Consider the following 22941-nt stretch of genomic DNA (forward strand, 5'->3'; position numbering starts at 1 on the left):
GCAGGGCTGCGACCCATGGTTGAGCACATCCCTCTGGAGCTGCCGGACGACCCCAAGCTGGCTGGCAATATAACCCATTTTGCGCGGGCCTTGCGCCGTGCTGGTCTGCCTATTGGTCCCGGACGGGTCATCGACGCCATTCGCGCAGTAGAGGCGGCGGGGTTTTCCGACAAGCGCGACTTCTATTGGACGCTGCACGCCTGTTTCGTGAACCGCCCGGAGCACCGCACCGTTTTTGCGCAGCTCTTCCGCCTTTACTGGCGTGATCCGCGTTACCTTGAGCATATGATGGCTGCGATGTTGCCGGCGATCCGTGGGGTTCAGGAAGACCGGCCCGCGCAAGCGGCGGAAAAACGGGCGGCGGAGGCTTTGCTGGACGGGGCGGAAGCGCCGCAGCAGGAAGAAGCAGAGACAGCGGATGAAGACGCGCTGATCGAGGTGGACGCAAGCCTGACTATGTCTGCATCCGAGCGGCTACGAACGCTTGATTTTGAACAAATGTCCCTTGCTGAAATGGCCGAAGCGAAGCGGATGCTGGCCAGACTGGCACTACCGGTGAAGCCGTTGCCGTCTCGTCGTGCAATGATCGCAACCACAGGCAAGGTGGATGCGGCCCGCAGTTTGCGGCAGGCGCTGAAACGGGGCGGTGAAATGGGTGCACTGGCCTATAAGAAGCCGCGCCCGCGATATCCGAACCTTGTTGTGCTCAGCGATATTTCAGGTTCCATGAGCCAGTACAGCCGCGTAATCCTGCATTTCCTGCATGCGGTCAGTAACGCGAAGGGGGCTGGCTGGGCGCAGGTTCATGCTTTTACGTTTGGCACGCGCCTTACGAATATCACGCGACATCTTGCGACACGCGATGTGGATGCTGCTCTTGCTGCGGCCGGTGCTGAAGCACAGGACTGGGAGGGCGGGACGCGGATCGGGGCATGTCTGGAAGCGTTCAACCGGGACTGGTCGCGGCGTGTCATGGGGCAGGGGGCGGTTGTCCTTTTGATCACCGACGGATTGGACCGCGACGCGCCCGAAGACCTTGCCCGCCAGATGCAGCGATTACATCTGACCGCGCGTCGGGTGATCTGGTTAAACCCCTTGTTGCGGTGGGATGGCTTTGCGCCAAAAGCTGCCGGAATCCGTGCGATGTTACCGCATGTTGACAGCTTTCGCGCTGGTCATTCCATTGCGTCGCTGGAGGAGCTGGCAGGCGTAATTTCGCGGCCCGATGACGTGGGGGAGAAGGCCCGTTTGATGACGGAAATGGGCACTCTTCAGTCCTGACGGGCCTCCTTCTACTTAGGAGTATGATGAAAGGTCCGCTGCAGGCCCCTTCGAAAACAAGGATGTCAGGCGAAGGTCGCGCCGAAAGATGACCGGTAGGTGTGGGACAGATCGGCGAGCGGCGCGGAAGTAGTGCCGAACTTAACGGTGTCCCCACCAAACTTGCCCACTGCAGCCAGCGTCAGTCCGGCGGCTGTTGCAGCCACCATAAGAGCTTCGGCCTGATCGAAGTTGCAGGCGATAAGGTAGCGCGCCTGATCTTCGCCAAAGAGCGTTGGTGTATCGGCAGCATCAAGAGCAATGCCCACGCCCGCGGCTTCTGCCAATTCGAATGCAGCAAGCGCGAGGCCACCATCGCTGAGATCGGTACAGGCTTTGATCATGTCACGATTGGCGCGGATGAAATCGCCATGTGCTTTTTCTGCTGCCAGATCGACGCTGGGTGCGTCGCCTTCGATGCGGCCAAAAACGGTAGACAGAAGTGCGGACTGGCCAAGGTGACCTGTTGTGTCACCCAGAACAAGCGCAACGTGGCCGTCACGCACATCGCAGCCGATGATATGGTCGGGGTGGTCGATCAGCCCCACGGCCCCGATTGTAGGGGTCGGCAGGATGCCTTTGCCATCAGTCTCGTTATAAAGCGACACGTTGCCGGATACGATTGGCATGTCGAGCGCTGACACAGCCTCACCGATCCCTTTGATGGCACCGACGAACTGACCCATGATAGCGGGCTTTTCCGGGTTGCCGAAATTCATGTTGTCAGTTGTGGCCAAGGGGCGCGCGCCAACGGCTGTCAGGTTGCGATAGGCTTCGGCGACAGCCTGTTTGCCGCCCTCGACTGGGTTCGCCTGTACATAGCGCGGCGTCACATCGGAGGTGAAAGCGATACTTTTGTCAGTACCGTGCACGCGGATGATGCCTGCACCTATACCGGGCGTGCGGGTGCTGTCAGCCATAACCATGGTGTCGTACTGTTCAAACACCCAGTTTTTCGCGGCGTAGTTCGGATCGGAGATGAGCGCTTTAAGGCCATCAATCGGGTCAATGCCAGGCACATCTGACAGCGGCTCTGCGGAAGGTGTTTCAACCCAAGGGCGGTCGTATTCGGGGGCGGTAGAGGCAAGTTTGCTGAGGGGCAAGTCGGCCTTGAGCTCGCCATTGTGCATGATGAGGAAGCGGTCTTCGGCCAGCGTTTCGCCGACGATGGCGAAATCGAGGTCCCATTTGTCAAAGACGGCTTTGGCTTCCGCTTCAAGCTCGGGCTTGAGGACCATCAACATCCGCTCTTGGGATTCAGACAGCATCATTTCGTAGGCTGACATGTTGGTTTCGCGTGTAGGCACCTTTTCGAGGTCCAGTCGGACGCCAAGTCCGCCTTTGTCGCCCATCTCTACGGCGGAACACGTGAGGCCAGCAGCACCCATATCCTGAATAGAAATGACAGCACCTGTTGCCATCAGTTCGAGTGTGGCTTCCATCAGGCGCTTTTCGGTGAAGGGGTCGCCAACCTGCACGGTCGGGCGTTTCTCTTCTATGGTGTCGTCAAATTCTGCGGAGGCCATCGTGGCACCGCCCACGCCGTCGCGGCCGGTTTTCGCACCGAGGTAAACAACCGGCATGCCGACACCCGAAGCGGCGGAATAGAAGATCTTGTCCGCATCCGCGAGGCCTGCTGCAAACGCATTTACGAGGCAGTTGCCGTCATAGGCTTTGTCAAAGCGAACTTCCCCGCCTACGGTCGGTACCCCAAAGCAGTTGCCGTAACCGCCGACGCCTGCCACGACACCGTGGACTAGCTGACGCGTTTTTGGGTGATCGGGGCGGCCGAAGCTGAGGGAGTTCATCGCAGCAATCGGGCGCGCGCCCATGGTGAAAACATCGCGCAGGATGCCGCCGACGCCGGTTGCGGCACCTTGGTAAGGTTCGATGTAGCTGGGGTGGTTATGGCTTTCCATTTTGAAAACCAGCGCCTGACCGTCGCCGATGTCCACAACACCTGCGTTCTCTCCGGGGCCGCAGATAACTTGGGGGCCGGTCGTGGGCAGGGTGCGCAGCCATTTTTTGGAAGACTTATAGGAACAGTGCTCATTCCACATGGCCGAGAAGATGCCCATCTCGGTGTAGTTGGGTGCACGCCCAAGAATATTATTTACTTCTGCATATTCATCAGGGGTAAAACCATGGGCGGCAATCAGATCATCGGTGATGGCAGGTTCTTGCATGTGGTCTTTCCCCTTGGGCAGCGTGATGCTGCGGTTCTTAGATCAAGGCGGTGCGGGGGAAAAGAGTAAAGGCGTTCGGTATCGTAACTGGTGCAGACCTTTTTACGCCGATTGCTAGCGGTCTTTGACTGGATCGCGCAGTGAGGCTGCCTCTTGGGGTGGTGCCTGCCGTGGTCGATGACGAGAGCCGGGTCAGTCGAGGGGGATCATGCGCGAGTTCATACCGACAGGAAAGACGTAGTATCGGGCGGGCTTGGGTACGTTCTGCGACATAGATAGAATTGGCTTACAAATGGCGGTCTGCAAAAAAAAGGCCGAGCACTGAGCTCGGCCAAGTCCAACAGGGAGGTATAGAGCGAAGGCCGAAGCCGTAAAACTCTATATTGCCCAATTAGGCGGCACATTGCCTCGGATCAAGCCACTGTAGTGCTTTTTCGCATCATATCAGATATGCGTCACGTGCATGCCTTTGCATCAACTGTCTTTGAGCCGGCGGCGATAGCTGATGATCTCGTCTTGTACGAAGTCCTTAAAGGCGGACACTCGCTGTGACTGACGTAGCTCTTCGGGGTAGGCCAGAAATACCGGCACATCCGCTGATTGGGTTTGCGGCAGTACCTGCACCAGATCGGGAAAATCATCCGTCAGATAGTTGGGTAAAACGCCAATACCAAGATCGTGTAAAACGCCCTGCAGAACACCAAAATAGTTGTTCACCGTCAAAAGGGAACGGACATCATGCATCATCAGTTGCTGGATAAGCGTCACGCCGGCCCCCACCTGATCACTGTCGGTATTCTGACAGATCAGACGGTGGTCTGACATGTCTTCGATCCGCTGGGGTGTGCCATTGGCTTCAAGATATGCAGGAGAAGCATAGAGGCACATGCGGATCATCATCAGCTTTTTACGGATGAGGTCGGCCTGGGATGGCTCTTTCATACGGATCGCTACATCGGCTTCGCGCATGGGCAGGTCCAACACCCGCTCTTCCAGCATTAGGTCAACCTTGAGATCGGGGTACTTTTCGTACAGCTTTGGAAGGCGCGGTGCGAGCCATAGCGTGCCGAAGCCGGTCGTTGTGGTAACGCGTAATTCGCCGAATACTTCTTCTTCGCTGTCGCGGATACGCGCAGCGGCGGTATCGAGCCTACGGCTCATGGCGGCGGTGGCATCGAAAAGCAACTCGCCCTGTTCGGTCAGGATCAGCCCGCGCGCATGTCGGTGAAAGAGGTTCGTGTTCAGTTGTTCCTCAAGCCCGCGGATTTGCCTTGAGACGGCAGATTGCGACAAATTTAACTTGTCACCCGCATGTGTCAGCGATCCGGCGTCCGCGACCGCATGAAAAATTCTGAGCTTGTCCCAATCCATTGGTTTCGCTTTCCGCAATGCACGCGCATGTAATCGGCCCCGAAGGCCGTAAATAATAACTGGGGTATGTCCTATCTTATAAAAGATTAAATAACAGGGGTCAGTTTGCCAGAATTCTCCCCGTAATGGACAAATCCCTGTATACAGGTCAGTATTTGTGACCTATAATCGCACCAGAATTGTGCAAGAGTGTTGCAAGCTAGGGGAGGCCTGCCATGACAACGCCCAAGATTTCTCTCAATGACCGTTTCGATCTCGAAAAGAGCCCGGTGCTGCTGAACGGCACGCAGGCGCTGGTTCGGATGATGTTGATGCAGGCGGAGCGTGACCGTGTGGCGGGGCTGAATACGGCCGGTTTGGTCACGGGGTACCGCGGATCGCCGCTAGGGGCCGTTGACCTGCAAATGGCCAAGGCCGAGAAGTTTCTGACCGAAAAGAATGTGACGTTTCAAGCTGGGTTGAACGAAGACCTTGCGGCGACCGCGCTTTGGGGGGCGCAGCAGGCCGAAGTACGCGGCGAGGGCAAATATGATGGTGTTTTCGGTTTGTGGTACGGCAAAGGCCCGGGTGTCGACCGTTCGGGTGACGTAATGCGCCACGCCAACATGGCGGGGACGTCGAAACATGGCGGCGTTTTGATGGCGATGGGGGATGACCACACTGGCGAATCTTCTACCGTGTTGCACCAGTCCGAATTTGCGATGATCGACAGCTATATGCCTGTGGTCAGCCCTGCGGGTGTGCAAGAGGTTCTGGACTACGGCATCTATGGCTGGGCGCTGTCACGGTTCTCGGGGCTTTGGGTTGGCCTCAAGACGATGAAAGATACGGTCGAGGTCACATCCGTTGTGGACGGTGATCCGCACCGCATGTCGTTCGTGACGCCGGAATTCAACATGCCGGAAGGCGGGCTGAATATCCGTCTTGTGGATGAGCGGATCGCACAGGAAGCGCGGCTGATCGACTACAAGCGCTATGCAGCCGAAGCGTTCAGCCACGCCAATGGCATGGATAAACGTGTATGGGGCAAACCGGGCGCAAAGATCGGCTTTGTAGCGGCGGGCAAGAACTGGCTGGATCTGCTTCACGCGCTCAGCTTGCTGAATATCGACGAGAACGAAGCCGAACGGCTGGGCATCACCACATACAAGGTGGGGCAGACCTGGCCGTTGAACATGCGCGGCTTCCATGACTGGGCAGAAGACCTCGACCTGATCGTTGTGGTGGAGGAAAAGCGCAAGCTGATCGAAGTTCAGATCAAGGAAGCGCTTTTTGACGATGACATGCGCCACCGCGTCTACGGCGGTCGCAAGAACGGGCAGGAATTCTTTACGGCGCGCTGGGCGCTTGATCCGGTCGACATTGCCGAAAAGCTGGGTCACGTCCTCATCGAGGAAGGCCGCGAGACAGATGGCATCAAAGCGGGCCTTGCCGCGCTGGATGAAGCGCGGCGGGGTGACAACGCCGAAGAAATCGCCGCGCGACTGCCGTACTTCTGCTCGGGCTGTCCGCATAACTCTTCCACCAAGGTGCCCGAAGGCAGCCGTGCTTACGCAGGCATCGGGTGTCACTTCATGGCGCAGTGGATGGACCGTGAAACCCTTGGATTTACCCATATGGGCGGCGAGGGAGCCAACTGGATCGGTGAGGCACCTTTTTCGACCCGTGCCCATGTGTTTCAGAACCTTGGCGATGGCACCTACAACCACTCCGGTGTGCAGGCGATCCGCGCCGCTATCGCGGCGAAGACCAACATCACGTATAAAATCCTCTATAACGACGCGGTTGCGATGACCGGCGGTCAGCACAATGAGGGTGATCTGGACGCGCCGCGCATCGTGGCAGAACTCAAGGCGATGGGGGTCAAACACCTTGCCGTCGTCTATGACGAGAAAGAAGATGTAGAGGCCGCTGCCTTTAAAGGTGTGCCAATGCACGAACGCGCCATGCTCGATACGGTGCAAAAGGATTTCGCCACCAAGGAGGGCGTGAGCGCCATCGTCTACGTGCAGACCTGTGCGGCTGAAAAGCGCCGCCGGCGCAAGCGCGGGCTGTTTCCCGACCCTGACAAGCGGCTCTTTATCAACACGGATGTCTGCGAAGGGTGCGGCGATTGCGGTGTGCAATCCAACTGCGTGTCGATTGTCCCCGAAGAAACCGAACTGGGCCGCAAGCGGGCCATTGATCAATCGTCCTGCAACAAGGATTTTTCCTGTATCAAAGGGTTCTGCCCGTCCTTCGTAACCTTGGAGGGTGCGCAGATCCGCAAGGAGGCAACCGCCGAAATCGACATCCCGGACTTGCCGATGCCACAGCTGCCCACGATCAATGGCACGCATAACGTGGTGATCACCGGAGTCGGCGGGACCGGCGTTGTCACCATCGGTGCGCTTATGGCGCAGGCAGCACAGCTTGATGGCAAAGGTGCCGGCATGATGGAGATGGCAGGTCTCGCTCAAAAGGGTGGTGCGGTGCACATCCACTGCCGTCTGGCGAACGATCCTGCGGATATCTCTGCAATTCGGGTCGCGACAGGCGAAGCGCATGCGCTTATTGGCGGCGACCTGGTGGTCTCTGCGGGGTCCAAAACTCTTGGCCTGACCCGTGCGGGACAAACTGGTGCTGTAGTCAATGCGCACCAGATCATCACGGGCGACTTTACCCGCGATACCGAGTTCCAGATGCCCTATGACCGGCTTGAGCTGGCTTTGCAGGCGCGTCTGAAAGACGACGTTACGCTGTTTGATGCCTCTGATCTGGCGAAGGCGGCGCTGGGCGACAGTATCTTCTCGAACATGATGGTTCTGGGTGGGGCATGGCAAAAGGGTCTTCTGCCGCTGACACTGGATTCGATGCAGGAAGCGATCCGTCTGAATGGTGCTGCGGTTGATCGTAACCTGCGGGCCTTTGAGATCGGGCGCTGGGCTGCGCTCTATCCGCAAGACGCGGCAAGGGTTGCGGAGCCCACGGTGATTGCATTGCCCAAAACGCTGGATGAAAAGATCGCCTTTCGCAAAGACCACCTGACGGCATATCAGGGTAAGCGGCTGGCCAAACGATATGAAAAGCTCGTGTCCTCAGCCGAGGATCGCAGCGTGAAAGAAGCGCTGGCCGAAGGGTATCACAAGCTGTTGGCTTATAAGGACGAATACGAAGTGGCGCGGCTGTTGTTAAGCAGCCGTGAAAAGGCGAAAGCCGAGTTCGAGGGCGATTTCAAAATGTCCTTCAACCTTGCCCCGCCGATGTTGTCCAAGACCGGGCCTGACGGGCGGCCGATGAAACGCGAATTCGGCCCATGGCTTGAAAGCCCCTTGCGGGTGCTGGCCAAGCTTAAAGGCTTGCGCGGCACACCTTTTGACGTGTTCGGCTACACCGCCGAACGCAAGATGGAACGGGCGCTGATCAAGCAGTACGAAGCCGACATGGCCGAGGTCTTACCCAAGCTGAGCGATAACACTCGCGAGGCGATTGTCGCGCTGGCTGCATTGCCCAAGGATATCCGCGGGTTCGGACCGGTAAAACAGGCGAACGAGCAAAAGGCGGCCAAACGGCGGGAGGAACTGCTCAGCGTGATCCGTGCAGGCGGGCCACAACTGTCGAAAGCGGCTGAGTGATTTGTCACGGTTTTGTTGCATCTGAAAGATACTGTCGCCAGAACACCGGCAACGGAGATCAATAAGAATGATGCAGGCAGAAATCACGCGCAGAAATGACATCAGCTATGCTTATGCTGTGCAAAGCAAATCCGGACGTGCGCTGGTCCGGTTGCTGGAAAACTCTACGGGCCGTCGGCGTCTTATCCGTCGCGCCCGTGGCTATGAAAAAGACATTTCGGCAGGCCACAGTTTCTTCGACGTGATGATCCAACGCTACGGTCTGACACTTGAGATCGCAGGCGGGTCTCTGGATATGATCCCGCGCGACGGTCCGGTCATTTTTATCGCCAACCACCCCTATGGTATTCTGGACGGGTTGATGCTGGGCCATATCATGTCCGTCACACGCGGTGATTTCAGGATAATGGCGAATTCGGTGTTCAACCGTGCCGAAGACCTTAACCGCCATCTGCTGCCGATCAGTTTTGACGCAGATAAAGAAGCCCTTGCGCTGAACCTCGCCACCCGCCGGGAGGCATTGGGTTATCTGGGGCAGGGCGGTGCCATCGGAATCTTCCCGGGAGGAACTGTCAGTACCAGTGCGCGGCCCTTCTCCCGACCAATGGATCCGGGCTGGCGCGGTTTCACAGCGCGTATGGTCGCAAAATCCAACGCGATCGTGGTGCCCATCTATTTTGACGGTCACACCAGCCGGATGTTCCAACTGGCAAGCCATATGCACCCAACGCTGCGCCTTGGCCTGTTGATCAAGGAGTTCCGCAAACGGATCGACCGACCGGTGCGTGTGGTCATCGGGGAGCCATTGCAACGTGACGTTTTGGACCCATTGGCGCGTGACGCAAAAGGCATGATGGATTTCCTGCGCAAAGCCACCTATGAGTTGTCTCCAGAGCCGCTGGTGACAACCGAGCTTGGCTTTGAGTTTGAGGAACATTATCGCGCCTGAAAGGGCAGTTGCGCCATGGCAGTAGGAATTTTTGACAGTGGTTTGGGCGGTCTCACCGTCCTGTCGGCCGTGCAGGAACGTCTGCCGGAGGTAGATTTTATCTATCTCGCGGACAGCGCCCATGCGCCTTATGGCGTGCGCACCCCTGACGACATCTACAACCTCACAGTTGCCGCCACGCAGCGTCTGTTCGATGCAGGCTGCGATCTGGTTATTCTGGCCTGTAACACCGCATCGGCTGCCGCTTTGCGCCGGATGCAGGAATCGTGGGTGCCGGATGACAAACGTGTTCTGGGTGTCTTTGTGCCATTGATCGAGGCGATGACAGAACGCCAGTGGGGCGATAATTCGCCGCCGCGTGAAGTTGCGGTCAAACATGTGGCGTTGTTTGCGACGCCGGCCACGGTTGCCAGCCGCGCCTTTCAACGCGAACTGGCTTTTCGAGCGATTGGTGTGGACGTTGAAGCACAGGCCTGTGGCGGTGTTGTAGATGCGATCGAAGAGGGGGACTTCATCCTCGCTGAAGCCTTGGTGCGGTCGCATGTCGATGCACTGCGTCGCAAGATGCCGCAACCGCAAGCCGCTATTCTGGGGTGCACCCACTACCCGCTGATGCAGGACACCTTTCAGGACGCTTTGGGCGCGGATGTGACAGTCTATTCGCAAGCCGATCTGGTCGCTGAAAGCCTTGCCGATTACCTGACGCGTCACCCTGACAAATTAGGCGCGGGCGAGACGGCTTTCCTGACGACCGGTGATCCCAAGCAGGTCAGCAGCCGCGCGACACAGTTCTTGCGACGATCAATCCAGTTCACTGCCGCTTGATTTTCGTCTAAAGACACACCCGAACAAGGGATTACGACCATGTACAATATCGCCATTCTTGGCGCGTCAGGTTATACCGGCGCTGAGCTGATCCGGTTGATTGCCGGGCATTCTTCTATGCAGATCAAAGCTTTGGGGGGGAACTCCAAAGCCGGTCAAAAGATGGGAGACGTCTTTCCCCACCTGCGTCATCTGGACCTGCCCGATCTTGTCACCGCAGACGAGATCAATTTCGCGGAAATCGACCTTTGTTTTTGCGCATTGCCGCATAAGACTTCACAAGAGGTGATCTCGAAACTTCCAGCCGATCTAAAAATCGTGGATTTGTCCGCCGATTTCCGGCTGCGCGACCCCGAAGAATACGAAAAATGGTACGGTAACCCGCACGCCGCACTGGAGCAGCAGAAAGAAGCTGTCTACGGGCTGACAGAATTTTACCGCGAAGAGATCAAAGCGGCGCGGCTGGTCGCCGGGACAGGGTGCAATGCGGCAACTGGCCAATTTGCGCTGCGGCCCTTGATCGAAGCTGATTTGATTGATCTGGATGACATCATTCTGGACTTGAAATGCGCGGTATCGGGCGCGGGACGTGCGCTTAAGGAAAACCTTCTGCACGCGGAGCTGTCAGAAGGGTATCACGCCTATGCTGTTGGTGGCACGCACCGGCACTTGGGCGAATTCGATCAGGAATTTTCGGTGCTGGCAGGACGTCCTGTAAAGGTTCAGTTCACGCCGCATCTTATTCCTGCGAACAGGGGCATCTTGGCGACTGTTTACGTGAAGGGTGACCCGCAAGCCATTCATGCTGCTTTTGAAAAAGCATATTCATCTGAACCGTTCATCGAGGTGGTTCCCTTTGGCCAAACACCTAGTACACGCCACATCAGAGGGTCGAACTTTTGCCATATCGGTGTGTCTGGCGATCGTATTGAAGGGCGCGCAATCGTGACGGCGGCACTCGACAATCTGACAAAGGGCAGCAGCGGGCAGGCGTTGCAGAATGCCAATCTGATGTTAGGTATAGAAGAGACCGAAGGGCTGATGATGGCCCCGCTCTTTCCCTGACCTGCGCGAGGTGCCATGAAAAGCCTTAAGAAACATAGACGTATCCAAGTCATCGCAGTAGCGGTTGTCGCGTTGATCGCCTCGACTGCGTTGATTGGCTACGCCATGCGCGACGGGATCAACTTCTTTCGGGCTCCTAGTCAGGTGATGGCCGAACCGCCCAGCCCGACAGAGGTGTTCCGAATTGGTGGTTTGGTCGAAGAGGGATCATTGGTGCGCGGTCAAAGCGAAACCGTGAGTTTCAGCGTTACAGACGGCGGTGCGTCCGTGCCAGTTACATTTACTGGGGTTTTGCCTGATCTGTTCGAAGAAAATCAAGGCATGGTCGGGACAGGCCGTTACGTGAACGGTGTCTTTGAAGCGACTGAAATTCTTGCAAAACACGATGAGACTTATATGCCAGCAGAGGTCGTTGATGCGCTGAAAGAACAGGGCGTCTACGTCGAGCCTGAAAGCTGAGACCGAACGGTCCTCCTAACATCTGTTAACCAGTTTATGCGCTTTTGATCGGGGTTCAGCCGGTCAGGAGCAGCAGTATGAAAACCGTTCGGGAAATTGCAGAAGATATCGTGATCCGCGAGGGCGGGTTTGTAAATGATCCCGATGACCCGGGCGGTGCGACCAACTTTGGTGTGACCATCCACACCATGCGCCGACTTGGCGTTGATATCACCAACGACGGCGTGGTCGATGTGCGTGATGTCCGCGCGCTTAGTCGGGGGCAGGCGGTTGATATCTTTATCAAACACTATTTTGCGCAGCCCCGTATCGGGGAACTGCCACAGCCTTTGCAGGCCAGTGTGTTTGATATGTATGTGAATGCCGGCAACAACGCGATCCGCATCTTGCAACAACTGCTGCGTGATATCGGGATCAACGTGACAGTTGATGGTTTGTTGGGACCCCAGAGCATTGCGGCAGCTACGCAAGCCATGCGCGCAGCACCCAACCATCTGGTTGATGCCTACGGTATTGCGCGACGCAACTATTACTTCCGGCTGGCAGACAAACGCGCGGCCAGTCGAAAATTTGCCCGGTCAAGGGCAGGCGGCAAAGGTGGCTGGATCAAGCGGGCAGAGGAATTCATCGCGCCGGTCTACCACCTGAGCGAAGCAGAATTTCAAAAGAGGGTGGCATCATGGGGTTGATGGAACGGGTGTTGACGATGGTCTTCGGCGGGCAGTCCAATGTCGTGCGGGATACGGTTGAGGTATTCCGAGAGAATGCCGAAGCGGGTGCCGTACGCAATGCACATGTGCAGGGGCAGGCTATGACCCAATTCGGGACTGAATTTATGGTCGAGCGGCGCGGCGGTTTTGACCGCTTTATGGACGGGTTGAACCGTCTGCCCCGTCCGGCGCTTGCCTTGGGCACCTTGGGGTTGTTCGTGTCCGCCATGGTTGCACCTTTGTGGTTTTCCGAGCGGATGCAGGGGATCGCCTTGGTGCCGGAGCCGCTATGGTGGCTCTTGGGTGTGATTGTGTCATTCTATTTCGGGGCGCGTCATCAGGTCAAAGCGCAGGAATTCCAGCGGGAAATCACAGATACGATCATTCGCGTACCGCAAGTGCTGAACAACATCCAGGAAATCCGTAAAATGGCGGCAGACAGCGTGGCGGCCGCCGACACGGGACCAGACGCTACACTGGCCGCAACTGCGGTGAAATCCGAAGGGAATGCTGCACTTGAGGCATGGCAACGCAGCCGCGCCTGACTGCGACGGAATGCGCGGCCTCTGAGCGCGGATTGCCATGGCGCAAAGCAGGTTTTCGGCCTATATTTCCGCCATGATTACAGAAGTCGGACATTTCGCCCTGATCCTCGCCTTTCTTGTGGCGATTGTTCAGATGATCGTACCTCTGATTGGTGCGCATAAACGCTGGACCGGATGGATGGCCGTTGCCGAGCCTGCAGCGGGCGCGCAATTTGCGCTGACGGCGCTGGCCTTCGGGGCGTTGATGTGGGCCTTTGTGGTCTCCGACTTCTCGTTAAGGCTGGTCTGGCTGAACAGCCATTCCGCGAAACCGATGCTGTATAAGATTAGTGGTACATGGGGCAATCACGAGGGCTCCATGCTGCTGTGGGTGCTGATTGTGACCCTGTTCGGTGCAACTGCCGCGTGGTTCGGCGGTGGCCTTCCGCCCACCTTACGTGCACGCGTGCTAAGCGTTCAGTCTGCAATTGCGGTCGCGTTCTTTGCCTTTATCCTCTTCACTTCCAACCCCTTCCTGCGTCTAGACACGCCGCCTTTTGACGGACAGGACCTGAACCCGTTGTTGCAAGACCCCGGTTTGGCGTTTCACCCGCCGTTCCTGTATCTGGGCTACGTTGGTCTAAGCATGGCGTTCAGCTTTGCAGTCGCCGCCCTGATCGAGGGCCGCGTAGATGCGGCGTGGGGGCGTTGGGTGCGTCCATGGACGCTGGCCGCATGGGTTTTTCTGACCATCGGCATCGCGCTTGGTTCCTGGTGGGCATATTACGAGCTGGGCTGGGGCGGCTTTTGGTTCTGGGATCCGGTCGAGAACGCGAGCTTCATGCCGTGGCTGCTGGCCGCAGCGCTTTTGCACTCAGCCATCGTGGTGGAGAAGCGGGAAAGCCTGAAAAGCTGGACGATACTGCTGGCTATTCTCGCCTTCGGGTTTTCGCTGATCGGCACGTTCATTGTTCGATCCGGTCTGCTGACATCTGTGCATGCATTTGCCAATGATCCCGAGCGCGGGGTCTTTATCCTGATGATTATGGGTTTCTTCATGGGCGGGGCGCTGGTGCTCTTTACCCTTCGTGCAGGCGCGATGGAGGCGAAAGGTGTCTTTGGTTTGCAGAGCCGTGAATCTGCGCTTGTGGTGAATAACCTTCTGCTCGCAGTGTCATGTTTCGTGGTGTTTGTGGGCACGATGTGGCCTCTGGTGGCCGAGATGTTCTTTGACCGTAAGCTCAGCGTGGGACCGCCCTTCTTTAACGCGGCATTTACGCCGTTCATGGTCGCGCTGGGTCTGATCCTGCCGGTCGGTTCTGTGCTACCGTGGAAACGTGCGAGTATACTGCGAGCAATGTGGCCACTGCGTTATGTATTTCTGCTGGCGCTTGCGGTGGGCGGCCTTGCCTATGCGATGCAGACGGGGCGTGGGTTGATCGGACCTGTTGGCCTGTTTCTGGGCGCATGGATGGTGATGGGTGTCATTGTTGAATTGCTTCAGCGCACCGGTCGCGGCGGGGACCGTTGGGGGCGTTTGCGCCGATTGCCGCGTGCGGATTGGGGCAAGGCCGCGGCACACGCGGGCTTGGGGGTGACCATGGCCGGTGTTGCCGGACTGACCGCCTGGACCATTGATGATATCCGCGTGGCGCAGATTGATACGCCATGGCAAGTTGGCGATTATGAGTTCACCTTGAATGATGTACGCGAGGTTCGAGGGCCGAACTACCTCTCGACAATGGCCTCTGTGACGCTTGCCAAGGATGGCAAGAAGATCGCCGACCTTCAGCCCGAAAAGCGGTTCTATCCGGTGGCGCAGATGCCAACGACCGAAGCGGCGATTGATTACGATCTTAAACGCGATGTCTATGTCGTGATCGGCGATGCGCAGGAAGGGGGCGGGCACACTGTGCGCGTCTATATCAAGCCGTTGACCAACTGGATCTGGATTGGCTCTGCCATGATGGCCCTGGGTGGATTGCTTAGTCTGACGGACAGACGGTTCCGCGTAGGTGCCGGAGCGGCCAAGCGACGTCGCGAAACGGTGCCAGCAGAATGAAGCGCTTGTTTTTAGTCCTGATGCTGCTCGCCACACCACTTATGGCGGTTCAGCCGGATGAAATTCTGGACGATCCTGTGTTGGAAGAACGCGCCCGCGAGCTTTCTAAAGGGTTGCGCTGTCTGGTGTGCCGAAACGAAAGCATCGACGAAAGTGATGCAACGCTGGCCCGCGATCTGCGCCTCTTGGTGCGCGAGCGGCTGGTTGCAGGCGACAGTGACGCTGAAACAATTGACTACATCGTGGACCGCTACGGCGAATTTGTGTTGTTGAAGCCGGATACCTCGGGGGCAAATTGGTTGCTTTGGGCTGCGGGGCCTTTGATGCTGCTGCTTGCAGGGGGTATGGGACTTGTCTATCTGCGCGGACGTGCGACAAGCAACGCCGCAGCGCATGTTCCGCTCAGCGATGAAGAACAGGCGCGGCTTGACGACATACTGCGATGACACGCCTTTCTCCGCAGAGTGTTCCTGAAAATAACACCCAAATGACGTCTGGTTTTGCTGGCTCCTCATCTCCACTTTGGTAGGCTCCGCGCAACGCTGGTCAGAAAAGGAAGCCCGATCATGGATTATCAAACGATCACCTACACGCTGGAGGACGGGATCGCGGTTCTGACACTTTCGCGTGCAGACAAGATGAATGCGCTCACCACCCAGATGCGGGCAGAGATCGCTCATGCCGCGACCCAAGCCGGCAAGGATGCGCGGGTTCTCGTTATCACAGGCGAGGGCAGGGCCTTCTGCTCGGGTCAGGATCTTGGCGACCGCGCGGGCGGGGCCTCTGTCGATCTAGAGCGTACCCTGCGTGATGAATACGCGCCGATGTTGCGGGCTATCGTGAATTGTCCTATCCCGACGATTGCTGCGGTGAACGGTGCCGCGGCTGGTGCTGGCGCTAACCTTGCGCTGGCGGCCGACGTGGTGATCGCGACAGAATCCGCTTATTTTCTACAGGCCTTCACACGTATCGGGCTAATCCCGGATGCGGGCGGCACGTACGTTCTGCCGCGCTCCATGGGAACGGCCAAGGCAATGGGTGCGGCACTCTTTGCTGACAAGATTAGCGCACGGCAGGCCGACGACTGGGGTATGATCTGGGAAGCGGTGCCGGATGCTGATTTTGACACGCAGTGGCGCAACCGGGCGGCCCATCTGGCCAGTGGTCCGACCGTTGCCTTCGCAGAAGCCAAGCAGGTCATCCGTGGCGCGTGGGACAACACCTTTGAAGAGCAGTTGACGCTTGAGGCACAAGCACAAGGCAAATGCGGCAAGTCTCGCGACTTCAAAGAGGGCGTACTGGCCTTTACCGAAAAACGTCCCGCGACGTTTGAAGGCCGCTAATAAACTAAGCCTGCCGGTGAAGGACACTGGCAGGCATTTGCGTCGTCAGTGGTAGGAAGCGCGCGCCCTAAACAGCGCGTTCAACCAATAGAATATCTTCTACAGAGAGGCCGGGACCGGCAGCGCGGGCTACCACTGCGACAGCAACACCGTCCGCCAGAACCGAATGTACATTGCCTGCGATCGTACGGATCGTAATTTCGGGTGGTGGTGCGCCTTTGTCATAGACCACAGCGACCTTGTCATGGTCCGTGCTGCTATCGGGCACCAGCATGCCCTGCGGCGCAGCTTCTGACTTATCATGGGCTTGCGGCATCCCCGCCGCACGGTCCCAGCACAAATTGCTCAGGCGGCCATCATCACTCATGGTGAGGTCACCTTGAGCGGCTTTCCAACGGTGTGACGGATCGAAAAGGTTACTAGGGTCAACATACTCATCAAACATGCAGCGGCGACATAGGGGTACATAACTAACCTTTCTCGGTGCGTTAACAGGACGTTAAAGGGTCGCGACTGCGGGGGTCAAGCAATCCGGATCATTGTAAACGCCCGCGAAACAATGCCTTAATTCTGCCTTGTTTCGGGCTTTCCTGTTTCGAAACGGGCAATCCGGCCAGAAACAATTTGCGTGTTTTTCAGGCATTTAGAAGAGCGGCCCGTCTAACCCATCTCTTATGATTCGAAGTTTAACACCGAAATGCTGCGGTCACGGTGTTTGATGCGTGCGAAGTGTGTTGCCAACAGCGAAACAATAGCCCACACGCACTGCGCCCCGGAAAGACCGGGGCGCAGGTAGCTTCATGATGTCAGGCCCTACGATCAGCGGCTTTCAATATCCACGTAATCGCGCGAAGTCTCGCCCAGGTACAACTGGCGTGGGCGTCCGATCTTGTTCTGTGGATCGGTAATCATTTCTTTCCACTGTGAAATCCAGCCAACGGTGCGCGACAGCGCAAAGATCGGCGTAAACATCGACGTGGGGAAACCCATCGCTTCGAGGATGATACCGGAATAGAAATCCACGTTCGGGAACAGTTTCTTCTCGGCAAAGTACGGATCACTCAGCGCGGCTTTTTCAAGCTCTTTGGCAACCTGCAGGATCGGGTTGTTTTCAACACCCAGCAGTTCCAGCACTTCATCCGCGCTTTCTTTCATTACAGTCGCGCGAGGGTCATGGTTTTTGTAAACACGGTGACCAAAGCCCATCAGACGGAACGGATCGTTCTTGTCCTTGGCGCGGGCGATGAATTCGGGAATGCGATCCGGTGTGCCGATTTCCTTGAGCATTTCAAGGCAGGCCTGGTTTGCACCACCATGCGCCGGACCCCAAAGGCAGGCGATACCGGCAGCGATACACGCGAAGGGGTTCGCACCCGAAGATGACGCGAGACGCACAGTCGAGGTCGAGGCGTTCTGCTCGTGATCGGCATGGAGCGTGAAGATACGGTCCATCGCACGGCTCAGGATCGGATCTACAACGTAGTCTTCGGCAGGGACGGCAAAACACATGCGCAGGAAGTTTGACGCATAGTCCAGATCGTTGCGTGGATATACAAACGGCTGACCGATTGTATATTTATACGCCATTGCCGCAATCGTCGGCATTTTCGCGATCAGACGGATGGAAGCAACCTCGCGCTGCCATTCGTCGGAAATATCCGTGCTGTCGTGATAGAACGCAGACATCGCGCCAACCACACCAACCATAACGGCCATCGGGTGTGCGTCACGGCGGAAACCACGGAAGAAATTCATCATCTGTTCGTGGATCATCGTGTGGTTTGTCACACGGCTTTCGAAATCTTCCAGCTCCGCAGGGGAGGGCAGCTCACCATAAAGCAGCAGATAGCAAACTTCGAGATAGTGTGATTTGCCGGCCAGCTGGTCGATCGGATAGCCGCGGTGCAGCAGCACGCCTTCTTCACCGTCGATAAAAGTGATGGTGCTGTCGCAGGCCGCTGTCGACGTGAAGCCGGGGTCGTATGTGAACACATCGGCTTGTGCATAAAGCTTGCGGATGTCGATCACATCGGGGCCCGCAGTGGGTGAAAAGATGGGCAGCTCGTAGCTTTCGCCATCAATGGTCAACGTTGCGGATTTTTTACTCTCTGTCATGCGGTCCCTTTCGTCTGATTGGCAGTCGTGCTTTCTGCACGCCGTCGGGGGCACGGCCCGTGGCAGGGCCGTTCCGTGGTGTTATCTACCGGATGTTGCAAAGGTGTTACCCTAAGCTGATGCACCGGCATCCGTCAGTCGGGCGAGGGATTCATCACGTCCTAACACGAGCATCATGTCAAAAACCGACGGGGTCACCGCGCGCCCTGCAAGCGCCGCCCGAAGGGGGCCTGCAAGTTTGCCGAATTTGGTGTCTTTGGCGGCAGCAAAGCCGTTCATGACCTCTTCCAGCGTTTCTCTGTTCCAGCTACCAGCCTGCAACTGCGGCGTCAATTCGTTCAGCATACCACGGGATACCGTATCAAGCGCCTTGGCCGCTTTTTCGTCCGGCTGAACGGGTCGTGACGCCAGAACAAAGTGTGCTTTATCAAGAAGTTCGGGCAGGGTTTTCGCCCGTTCTTTCAGGCAATACATGGCCCGCTCCAATCCGTCACTTTGTTGTTCCGTAAGGTCAGGCAGGTTCGCCGCGCTCAAATAATCCTCACATTCGCGCCGCAACGCAGCATCATCGCTTTGCGCAATATGCTGACCGCAGATGTTCTCCAGCTTTTTGAGGTCGAACTGCGCGGGACTTTTGCGGATACCATCAAGGTCAAACCATTCGAGCGCTTGTGCATCGGTGAAAAACTCGTCGTCGCCGTGGCTCCAGCCCAGACGCGCCAGATAGTTGCGCATGCCAGCGGCGGGATAACCCATCACCTGATATTCCTGCGCACCCAATGCGCCGTGGCGTTTGCTCAGCTTCTTGCCGTCATCACCGTGGATCAGCGGTATATGCGCCCACACCGGCACATCCCATCCCATCGCCTCATAGATCATCATTTGCCGTGCGGCATTGTTGAGGTGGTCATCCCCGCGCACAACGTGGGTCACACCCATATCGTGATCGTCGACAACAACCGCGAGCATATAAACCGGCGTCCCGTCAGAGCGCAGCAGCACCATATCATCGAGCGTTTCGTTCTGGATCGTCACATCACCCTGTACGCGGTCGCGGATGATCGTGGTGCCTTGCTGCGGGGCTTTGATGCGCACGACATAGGGTGCATCGGGATGGCTGGCAGGGTCCGCATCGCGCCAAGGGGAATGATACAATGTGCTTTTGCCCTCGGCCTTTGCAGCCTCGCGGAAAGCGGTGATCTCTTCCTGCGTTGCAAAGCACTTATAGGCTTTCCCCTGCGCCAGAAGGTCCAGCGCCACTTCGGCGTGCCGCTGTGCATTATCGAACTGGCTCACGATTTCGCCGTCATGGTCCAGCCCGAGCCACGCCATGCCTTGCAAAATGGCGGCGGTCGCCTCCGGGGTCGAGCGTGCGCGGTCTGTGTCCTCAATCCGCAGCAGGAACTTGCCGCCGCGCCCGCGTGCATAAAGCCAGTTGAACAACGCCGTGCGCGCGCCCCCGATGTGCAGAAATCCGGTAGGGGACGGGGCGAAACGGGTAACGACGTCTGTGGACATGAGCGCACTTTCTTAACTGAATGATACCGGAGCCGGTTTGCATTTACCTTTTGCTAACCATGCGCCCGTTAGGGTTTGAAGCCTATCTATCCAGTGCGATGAACGGGGGCAAGCATGGGGCGTATCCCCCGCATGATCACGCAAAGCCGGGCGCGGATGAACACGGTCTTGCTGGCACAGCGCGGCGGCATGCTGGGCTGGGTGCCGGTGTGTCTTGCGCTTGGCATCGGTCGCTACTTCTCGCTCCGGATAGAACCGCATCCTACCATCTTCTTGTGGCTCGCGATTGCGGCACTCGCGCTAATTATCTTTTCGTGGCGGGTGCCGGACGCGCTTGGCCCCTTGGTCACCGGCCTATCGCTTTGTTTTATCGGTTTCATCCTTGCAGGCGCGCGGGCGCATTCGGTCGCGGAACCGGTGTTGGGCTGGCGTTACTACGGCGCTGTAGAGGGGCGCGTGGTTGCGATGGACCGCAGCCAGTCGGATGCGCTCCGCCTCACGCTCGATCAGGTGCGACTGGACCGCGTGCCGCCAGACCGCACGCCCAAAAGGGTCCGCATTTCCCTACATGGGGCCGGCACCCAAGGCATTACACCCGAGCCTGGTCTGCGGGTTATGACAACCGCACATCTGTCGCCGCCCTCCGGTCCGGTAGAGCCGGGCGGTTTTGATTTCCAGCGTCATGCGTGGTTCGCGAGACTAGGCGCGGTCGGGTATACCCGCGTGCCATTAATGGGGGCAGGGGCCGCAGAGGACGGACATGCAGGCCTTATGGTGTTCCGCATTCGCATGGCGGCGTCTGCCCGCATTCAATCCGTGTTGACAGGGGATACCGGCGGATTTGCAGCGGCGATTACCACTGGCGATCGCAGCGCCATGAGCCGCGACGCGCTTGATGCTTTACGTGCCAGCAACCTGGCCCATCTTCTGGCGATCTCGGGATTGCACATGGGGTTGCTGACTGCCTTGGTCTTTGCCGCTTTGCGTATGGCGCTCGCGGCCATTCCGCATGTCGCGCTCCGCTGGCCGACCAAAGGCATCGCCGCCATTGGCGCGCTGATCGCGGCGGCGGGCTATCTGGCGCTCTCAGGGGGGAATGTAGCAACCCAGCGGGCGTTCATCATGGTCGCTGTGGCGCTCGCCGCGCTGCTGATTGGACGGCGGGCACTGTCGCTGCGGGCCGTAGCAGTTGCCGCGATCATCGTGCTGGCGTTGCGTCCCGAGGCGTTGATGGGTCCGGGCTTTCAGATGTCCTTTGCCGCCACGACCGCGCTTGTGGCTGTTTTCGGCTGGTTGCGAGAAATTGAACAGGACATTGTGCCCAAATGGGCCAAACCGGTTTTTGCGACCGTGGTGTCATCTGCGGTTGCAGGTCTGGCCACAGCCCCGATCGCCGCCGCCCATTTCAACACCATCGCGCATTACGGATTGATCGCGAACCTTCTGTCGGTGCCGCTGATGGGCGTGCTGGTGATGCCCGCCGCGATCCTTGCGTTTCTGCTGGCACCGTTAGGGTTGGACTGGATCGGGTTGTGGGTCATGGGGCTTGGCCTAGACTGGATTTTGGGTGTCGCCCATTGGATCGCCGAACTAGAGGACGCGCGGGGCTACGTGATGGGGCCGGGCCCTTGGGTGCTGCCGCTTCTGGCGCACGGATTTCTGACATTAATTTTGTGGCAGGGGCACCTTCGGTGGGCGGGCGGCGTCATGATGGTGCTCAGCTTTGTTCTTTGGCACGGGGCGCGCAGGCCGGACGTTCTGATCGCGGACACCGGCAGTCTGGTCGGTGTTATGACGCCTGAGGGACGGGCCTTGAGCAAAGCCAAAGGGGCTGGATTTGTCGCAAGGAACTGGCTTGAAAACGATGGCGCTGGCCTAAGTCAGATGGAAGCGGCAACACTTTGGGTCACCCGAGAAGTGATACATCTTTCAGGCAAACGCGCTACAGCAGCGATGACAGAGTGCTCAGAGAGCCAGATCATTGTGGCCTCTGCCAAAGCAGACCATCTGCGTGGCCGGAATTGTCTTCTTTTCGACCCGACAACGCTCAAACAGACCGGAGCGGTTGCGATGCGCAAAACACCCCAAGGATGGAAAATTACCACCGCACGCCAGATGGCCGGAGAGCGGCTCTGGACCCAGTGGCCCAAAGACCGCAAGGATCAGTATGTGCGGATCAAACCAACCAAAAGCCCCTGAACCTTCACTTGGTCAGAAGGCAGAACACGTGTCTCATACACCGGATTGGCCGCTTCCAGCGCAATAGAGGCACCTTTGCGCCGGAAGGTCTTCAAAGTCGCTTCGCTGTCATCCACCAGTGCTACGACTATATCGCCGTCTGACGCCACTGACGTTTCGCGGATCACGACCACATCACCATCGTTGATGCCCGCATTGATCATCGAATCCCCTTTGACCTCAAGCGCGTAGTGATCGCCCGATCCGGCAATCATGCCGCCTGGAACGGTGACGGAATGGGTCATGTGATTGATCGCTTCAATCGGCACACCCGCAGCGATCTGGCCCATGACGGGCACCTTGGCACTGTCGGTATTCGCTACTGGCATCGCGGCGGGGGGCGGTGGCGCATCAGGACGGTCGCCTTCGATCACACGCGGCACGAAGCCGGAATTTGGTGCACCGCCAAGGCTTTCGGGGAGCTTCACAATCTCGATCGCGCGGGCGCGGTGGGCCAGGCGGCGGATAAACCCGCGTTCTTCCAGTGCTGTAATCAAACGATGGATGCCGGATTTGGAGCGCAGGTCGAGCGCCATTTTCATCTCGTCAAAGCTCGGCGGTACGCCATCGCGTTGCACACGCTTGTGAATGAACGCCAACAGATCGAGTTGTTTTTTGGTCAGCACCGGGACACCTCCGACA

The 22941-nt window shown here is 57.8% G+C and carries 18 protein-coding genes; 12 read left to right on the forward strand and 6 right to left on the reverse strand.

All coding sequences use genetic code 11. The annotated features are described in order from the left end of the window. The first annotated feature begins 15 nt into the window (after positions 1 to 15). Complete coding sequence (locus Z946_RS0117860; RefSeq protein ID WP_025057087.1) at positions 16 to 1281, forward strand: vWA domain-containing protein; 1266 nt, start codon at positions 16 to 18, stop codon at positions 1279 to 1281. Between the two features lie 65 nt (positions 1282 to 1346). On the opposite strand, the gene purL is transcribed toward Z946_RS0117860, so the two are convergent. Together purL and Z946_RS0117870 are read right to left on the reverse strand one after the other, a co-directional pair. Then, positions 1347 to 3506 carry a phosphoribosylformylglycinamidine synthase subunit PurL gene (gene purL, locus Z946_RS0117865; protein WP_025057088.1) on the reverse strand — a complete coding sequence of 720 codons (2160 nt, stop codon included), beginning with the start codon at positions 3504 to 3506 and terminating at the stop codon, positions 1347 to 1349. Positions 3507 to 3980: 474 nt separating this feature from the next. After that, positions 3981 to 4877 carry a LysR family transcriptional regulator gene (locus tag Z946_RS0117870; protein WP_025057089.1) on the reverse strand — a complete coding sequence of 299 codons (897 nt, stop codon included), beginning with the start codon at positions 4875 to 4877 and terminating at the stop codon, positions 3981 to 3983. A 215-nt stretch (positions 4878 to 5092) separates the two neighbouring features. Between Z946_RS0117870 and Z946_RS0117875 the strand changes: the two genes are divergently transcribed. From Z946_RS0117875 to Z946_RS0117920, 10 genes are all read left to right on the forward strand, one after another. Beyond that, positions 5093 to 8491: an indolepyruvate ferredoxin oxidoreductase family protein gene (locus tag Z946_RS0117875; protein ID WP_025057090.1), complete on the forward strand. Its 3399-nt coding sequence runs from the start codon at positions 5093 to 5095 to the stop codon at positions 8489 to 8491. 70 nt (positions 8492 to 8561) lie between these two features. Further along, on the forward strand, positions 8562 to 9440 hold the full coding sequence (locus Z946_RS0117880) for a lysophospholipid acyltransferase family protein (protein ID WP_025057091.1): 879 nt from the start codon (positions 8562 to 8564) through the stop codon (positions 9438 to 9440). A 15-nt stretch (positions 9441 to 9455) separates the two neighbouring features. After that, positions 9456 to 10265 (forward strand): glutamate racemase, encoded by an 810-nt coding sequence (gene murI, locus Z946_RS0117885; RefSeq protein ID WP_025057092.1) that lies wholly within the window; start codon positions 9456 to 9458, stop codon positions 10263 to 10265. 39 nt (positions 10266 to 10304) lie between these two features. Further along, complete coding sequence (gene argC, locus Z946_RS0117890; RefSeq protein ID WP_025057093.1) at positions 10305 to 11330, forward strand: N-acetyl-gamma-glutamyl-phosphate reductase; 1026 nt, start codon at positions 10305 to 10307, stop codon at positions 11328 to 11330. A 15-nt stretch (positions 11331 to 11345) separates the two neighbouring features. Further along, the gene (ccmE, locus tag Z946_RS0117895) at positions 11346 to 11789 is read left to right on the forward strand and encodes a cytochrome c maturation protein CcmE (RefSeq protein ID WP_025057094.1); all 444 of its coding nucleotides are present in this window, start codon (positions 11346 to 11348) and stop codon (positions 11787 to 11789) included. Between the two features lie 77 nt (positions 11790 to 11866). Continuing rightward, on the forward strand, positions 11867 to 12478 hold the full coding sequence (locus tag Z946_RS0117900) for a holin-associated N-acetylmuramidase (protein ID WP_025057095.1): 612 nt from the start codon (positions 11867 to 11869) through the stop codon (positions 12476 to 12478). Beyond that, positions 12469 to 13044: a holin family protein gene (locus tag Z946_RS0117905; RefSeq protein WP_025057096.1), complete on the forward strand. Its 576-nt coding sequence runs from the start codon at positions 12469 to 12471 to the stop codon at positions 13042 to 13044. The genes Z946_RS0117900 and Z946_RS0117905 overlap by 10 nt, the downstream gene beginning before the upstream one ends. Before the next feature lie 73 nt (positions 13045 to 13117). Then, positions 13118 to 15085, forward strand: a complete 1968-nt coding sequence (locus Z946_RS0117910; protein WP_025057097.1) for a heme lyase CcmF/NrfE family subunit — start codon at positions 13118 to 13120, stop codon at positions 15083 to 15085. Beyond that, entirely contained in the window at positions 15082 to 15531 is a 450-nt protein-coding gene (locus tag Z946_RS0117915) for a cytochrome c-type biogenesis protein (protein WP_025057098.1), read from the forward strand. The genes Z946_RS0117910 and Z946_RS0117915 overlap by 4 nt, the downstream gene beginning before the upstream one ends. A gap of 120 nt (positions 15532 to 15651) precedes the next feature. Continuing rightward, complete coding sequence (locus tag Z946_RS0117920; RefSeq protein WP_025057099.1) at positions 15652 to 16428, forward strand: enoyl-CoA hydratase-related protein; 777 nt, start codon at positions 15652 to 15654, stop codon at positions 16426 to 16428. Positions 16429 to 16495: 67 nt separating this feature from the next. Here the strand turns inward: Z946_RS0117920 and Z946_RS20855 are convergent, their stop codons facing one another. The 3 genes from Z946_RS20855 to gltX form a co-directional block, all read right to left on the reverse strand. Then, positions 16496 to 16795, reverse strand: coding sequence for a hypothetical protein (locus Z946_RS20855; protein ID WP_037969953.1), 300 nt, complete (start codon positions 16793 to 16795; stop codon positions 16496 to 16498). A gap of 452 nt (positions 16796 to 17247) precedes the next feature. Beyond that, complete coding sequence (gltA, locus tag Z946_RS0117930; protein ID WP_025057101.1) at positions 17248 to 18543, reverse strand: citrate synthase; 1296 nt, start codon at positions 18541 to 18543, stop codon at positions 17248 to 17250. A 111-nt stretch (positions 18544 to 18654) separates the two neighbouring features. After that, positions 18655 to 20061 (reverse strand): glutamate--tRNA ligase, encoded by a 1407-nt coding sequence (gltX, locus tag Z946_RS0117935; RefSeq protein WP_025057102.1) that lies wholly within the window; start codon positions 20059 to 20061, stop codon positions 18655 to 18657. Positions 20062 to 20175: 114 nt separating this feature from the next. Between gltX and Z946_RS0117940 the strand changes: the two genes are divergently transcribed. Then, positions 20176 to 22260 carry a ComEC/Rec2 family competence protein gene (locus tag Z946_RS0117940; protein WP_052836113.1) on the forward strand — a complete coding sequence of 695 codons (2085 nt, stop codon included), beginning with the start codon at positions 20176 to 20178 and terminating at the stop codon, positions 22258 to 22260. Here Z946_RS0117940 and lexA read toward each other — a convergent pair. Further along, positions 22224 to 22925, reverse strand: a complete 702-nt coding sequence (lexA, locus tag Z946_RS0117945; RefSeq protein ID WP_025057104.1) for a transcriptional repressor LexA — start codon at positions 22923 to 22925, stop codon at positions 22224 to 22226. The genes Z946_RS0117940 and lexA overlap by 37 nt on opposite strands. Positions 22926 to 22941 lie beyond the last annotated feature (16 nt).

The sequence above is a fragment of the Sulfitobacter noctilucicola genome (assembly GCF_000622385.1).
GTDB lineage: Bacteria > Pseudomonadota > Alphaproteobacteria > Rhodobacterales > Rhodobacteraceae > Sulfitobacter > Sulfitobacter noctilucicola.

Bases quoted from the DNA above. Each gene is read 5' to 3' on its own strand.
- Z946_RS0117875 (WP_025057090.1), top strand. From the start codon at position 5,093: ATGACAACGCCCAAGATTTCTCTCAATGACCGTTTCGATCTCGAAAAG.
- Z946_RS0117905 (WP_025057096.1), top strand. From the start codon at position 12,469: ATGGGGTTGATGGAACGGGTGTTGACGATGGTCTTCGGCGGGCAGTCC.
- murI (WP_025057092.1), top strand. From the start codon at position 9,456: ATGGCAGTAGGAATTTTTGACAGTGGTTTGGGCGGTCTCACCGTCCTG.
- purL (WP_025057088.1), bottom strand. From the start codon at position 3,506: ATGCAAGAACCTGCCATCACCGATGATCTGATTGCCGCCCATGGTTTT.
- Z946_RS20855 (WP_037969953.1), bottom strand. From the start codon at position 16,795: ATGAGTGATGATGGCCGCCTGAGCAATTTGTGCTGGGACCGTGCGGCG.
- Z946_RS0117940 (WP_052836113.1), top strand. From the start codon at position 20,176: ATGGGGCGTATCCCCCGCATGATCACGCAAAGCCGGGCGCGGATGAAC.
- Z946_RS0117915 (WP_025057098.1), top strand. From the start codon at position 15,082: ATGAAGCGCTTGTTTTTAGTCCTGATGCTGCTCGCCACACCACTTATG.
- Z946_RS0117910 (WP_025057097.1), top strand. From the start codon at position 13,118: ATGATTACAGAAGTCGGACATTTCGCCCTGATCCTCGCCTTTCTTGTG.
- Z946_RS0117860 (WP_025057087.1), top strand. From the start codon at position 16: ATGGTTGAGCACATCCCTCTGGAGCTGCCGGACGACCCCAAGCTGGCT.
- Z946_RS0117900 (WP_025057095.1), top strand. From the start codon at position 11,867: ATGAAAACCGTTCGGGAAATTGCAGAAGATATCGTGATCCGCGAGGGC.
- argC (WP_025057093.1), top strand. From the start codon at position 10,305: ATGTACAATATCGCCATTCTTGGCGCGTCAGGTTATACCGGCGCTGAG.
- Z946_RS0117870 (WP_025057089.1), bottom strand. From the start codon at position 4,877: ATGGATTGGGACAAGCTCAGAATTTTTCATGCGGTCGCGGACGCCGGA.
- Z946_RS0117880 (WP_025057091.1), top strand. From the start codon at position 8,562: ATGCAGGCAGAAATCACGCGCAGAAATGACATCAGCTATGCTTATGCT.
- Z946_RS0117920 (WP_025057099.1), top strand. From the start codon at position 15,652: ATGGATTATCAAACGATCACCTACACGCTGGAGGACGGGATCGCGGTT.
- gltX (WP_025057102.1), bottom strand. From the start codon at position 20,061: ATGTCCACAGACGTCGTTACCCGTTTCGCCCCGTCCCCTACCGGATTT.
- ccmE (WP_025057094.1), top strand. From the start codon at position 11,346: ATGAAAAGCCTTAAGAAACATAGACGTATCCAAGTCATCGCAGTAGCG.
- gltA (WP_025057101.1), bottom strand. From the start codon at position 18,543: ATGACAGAGAGTAAAAAATCCGCAACGTTGACCATTGATGGCGAAAGC.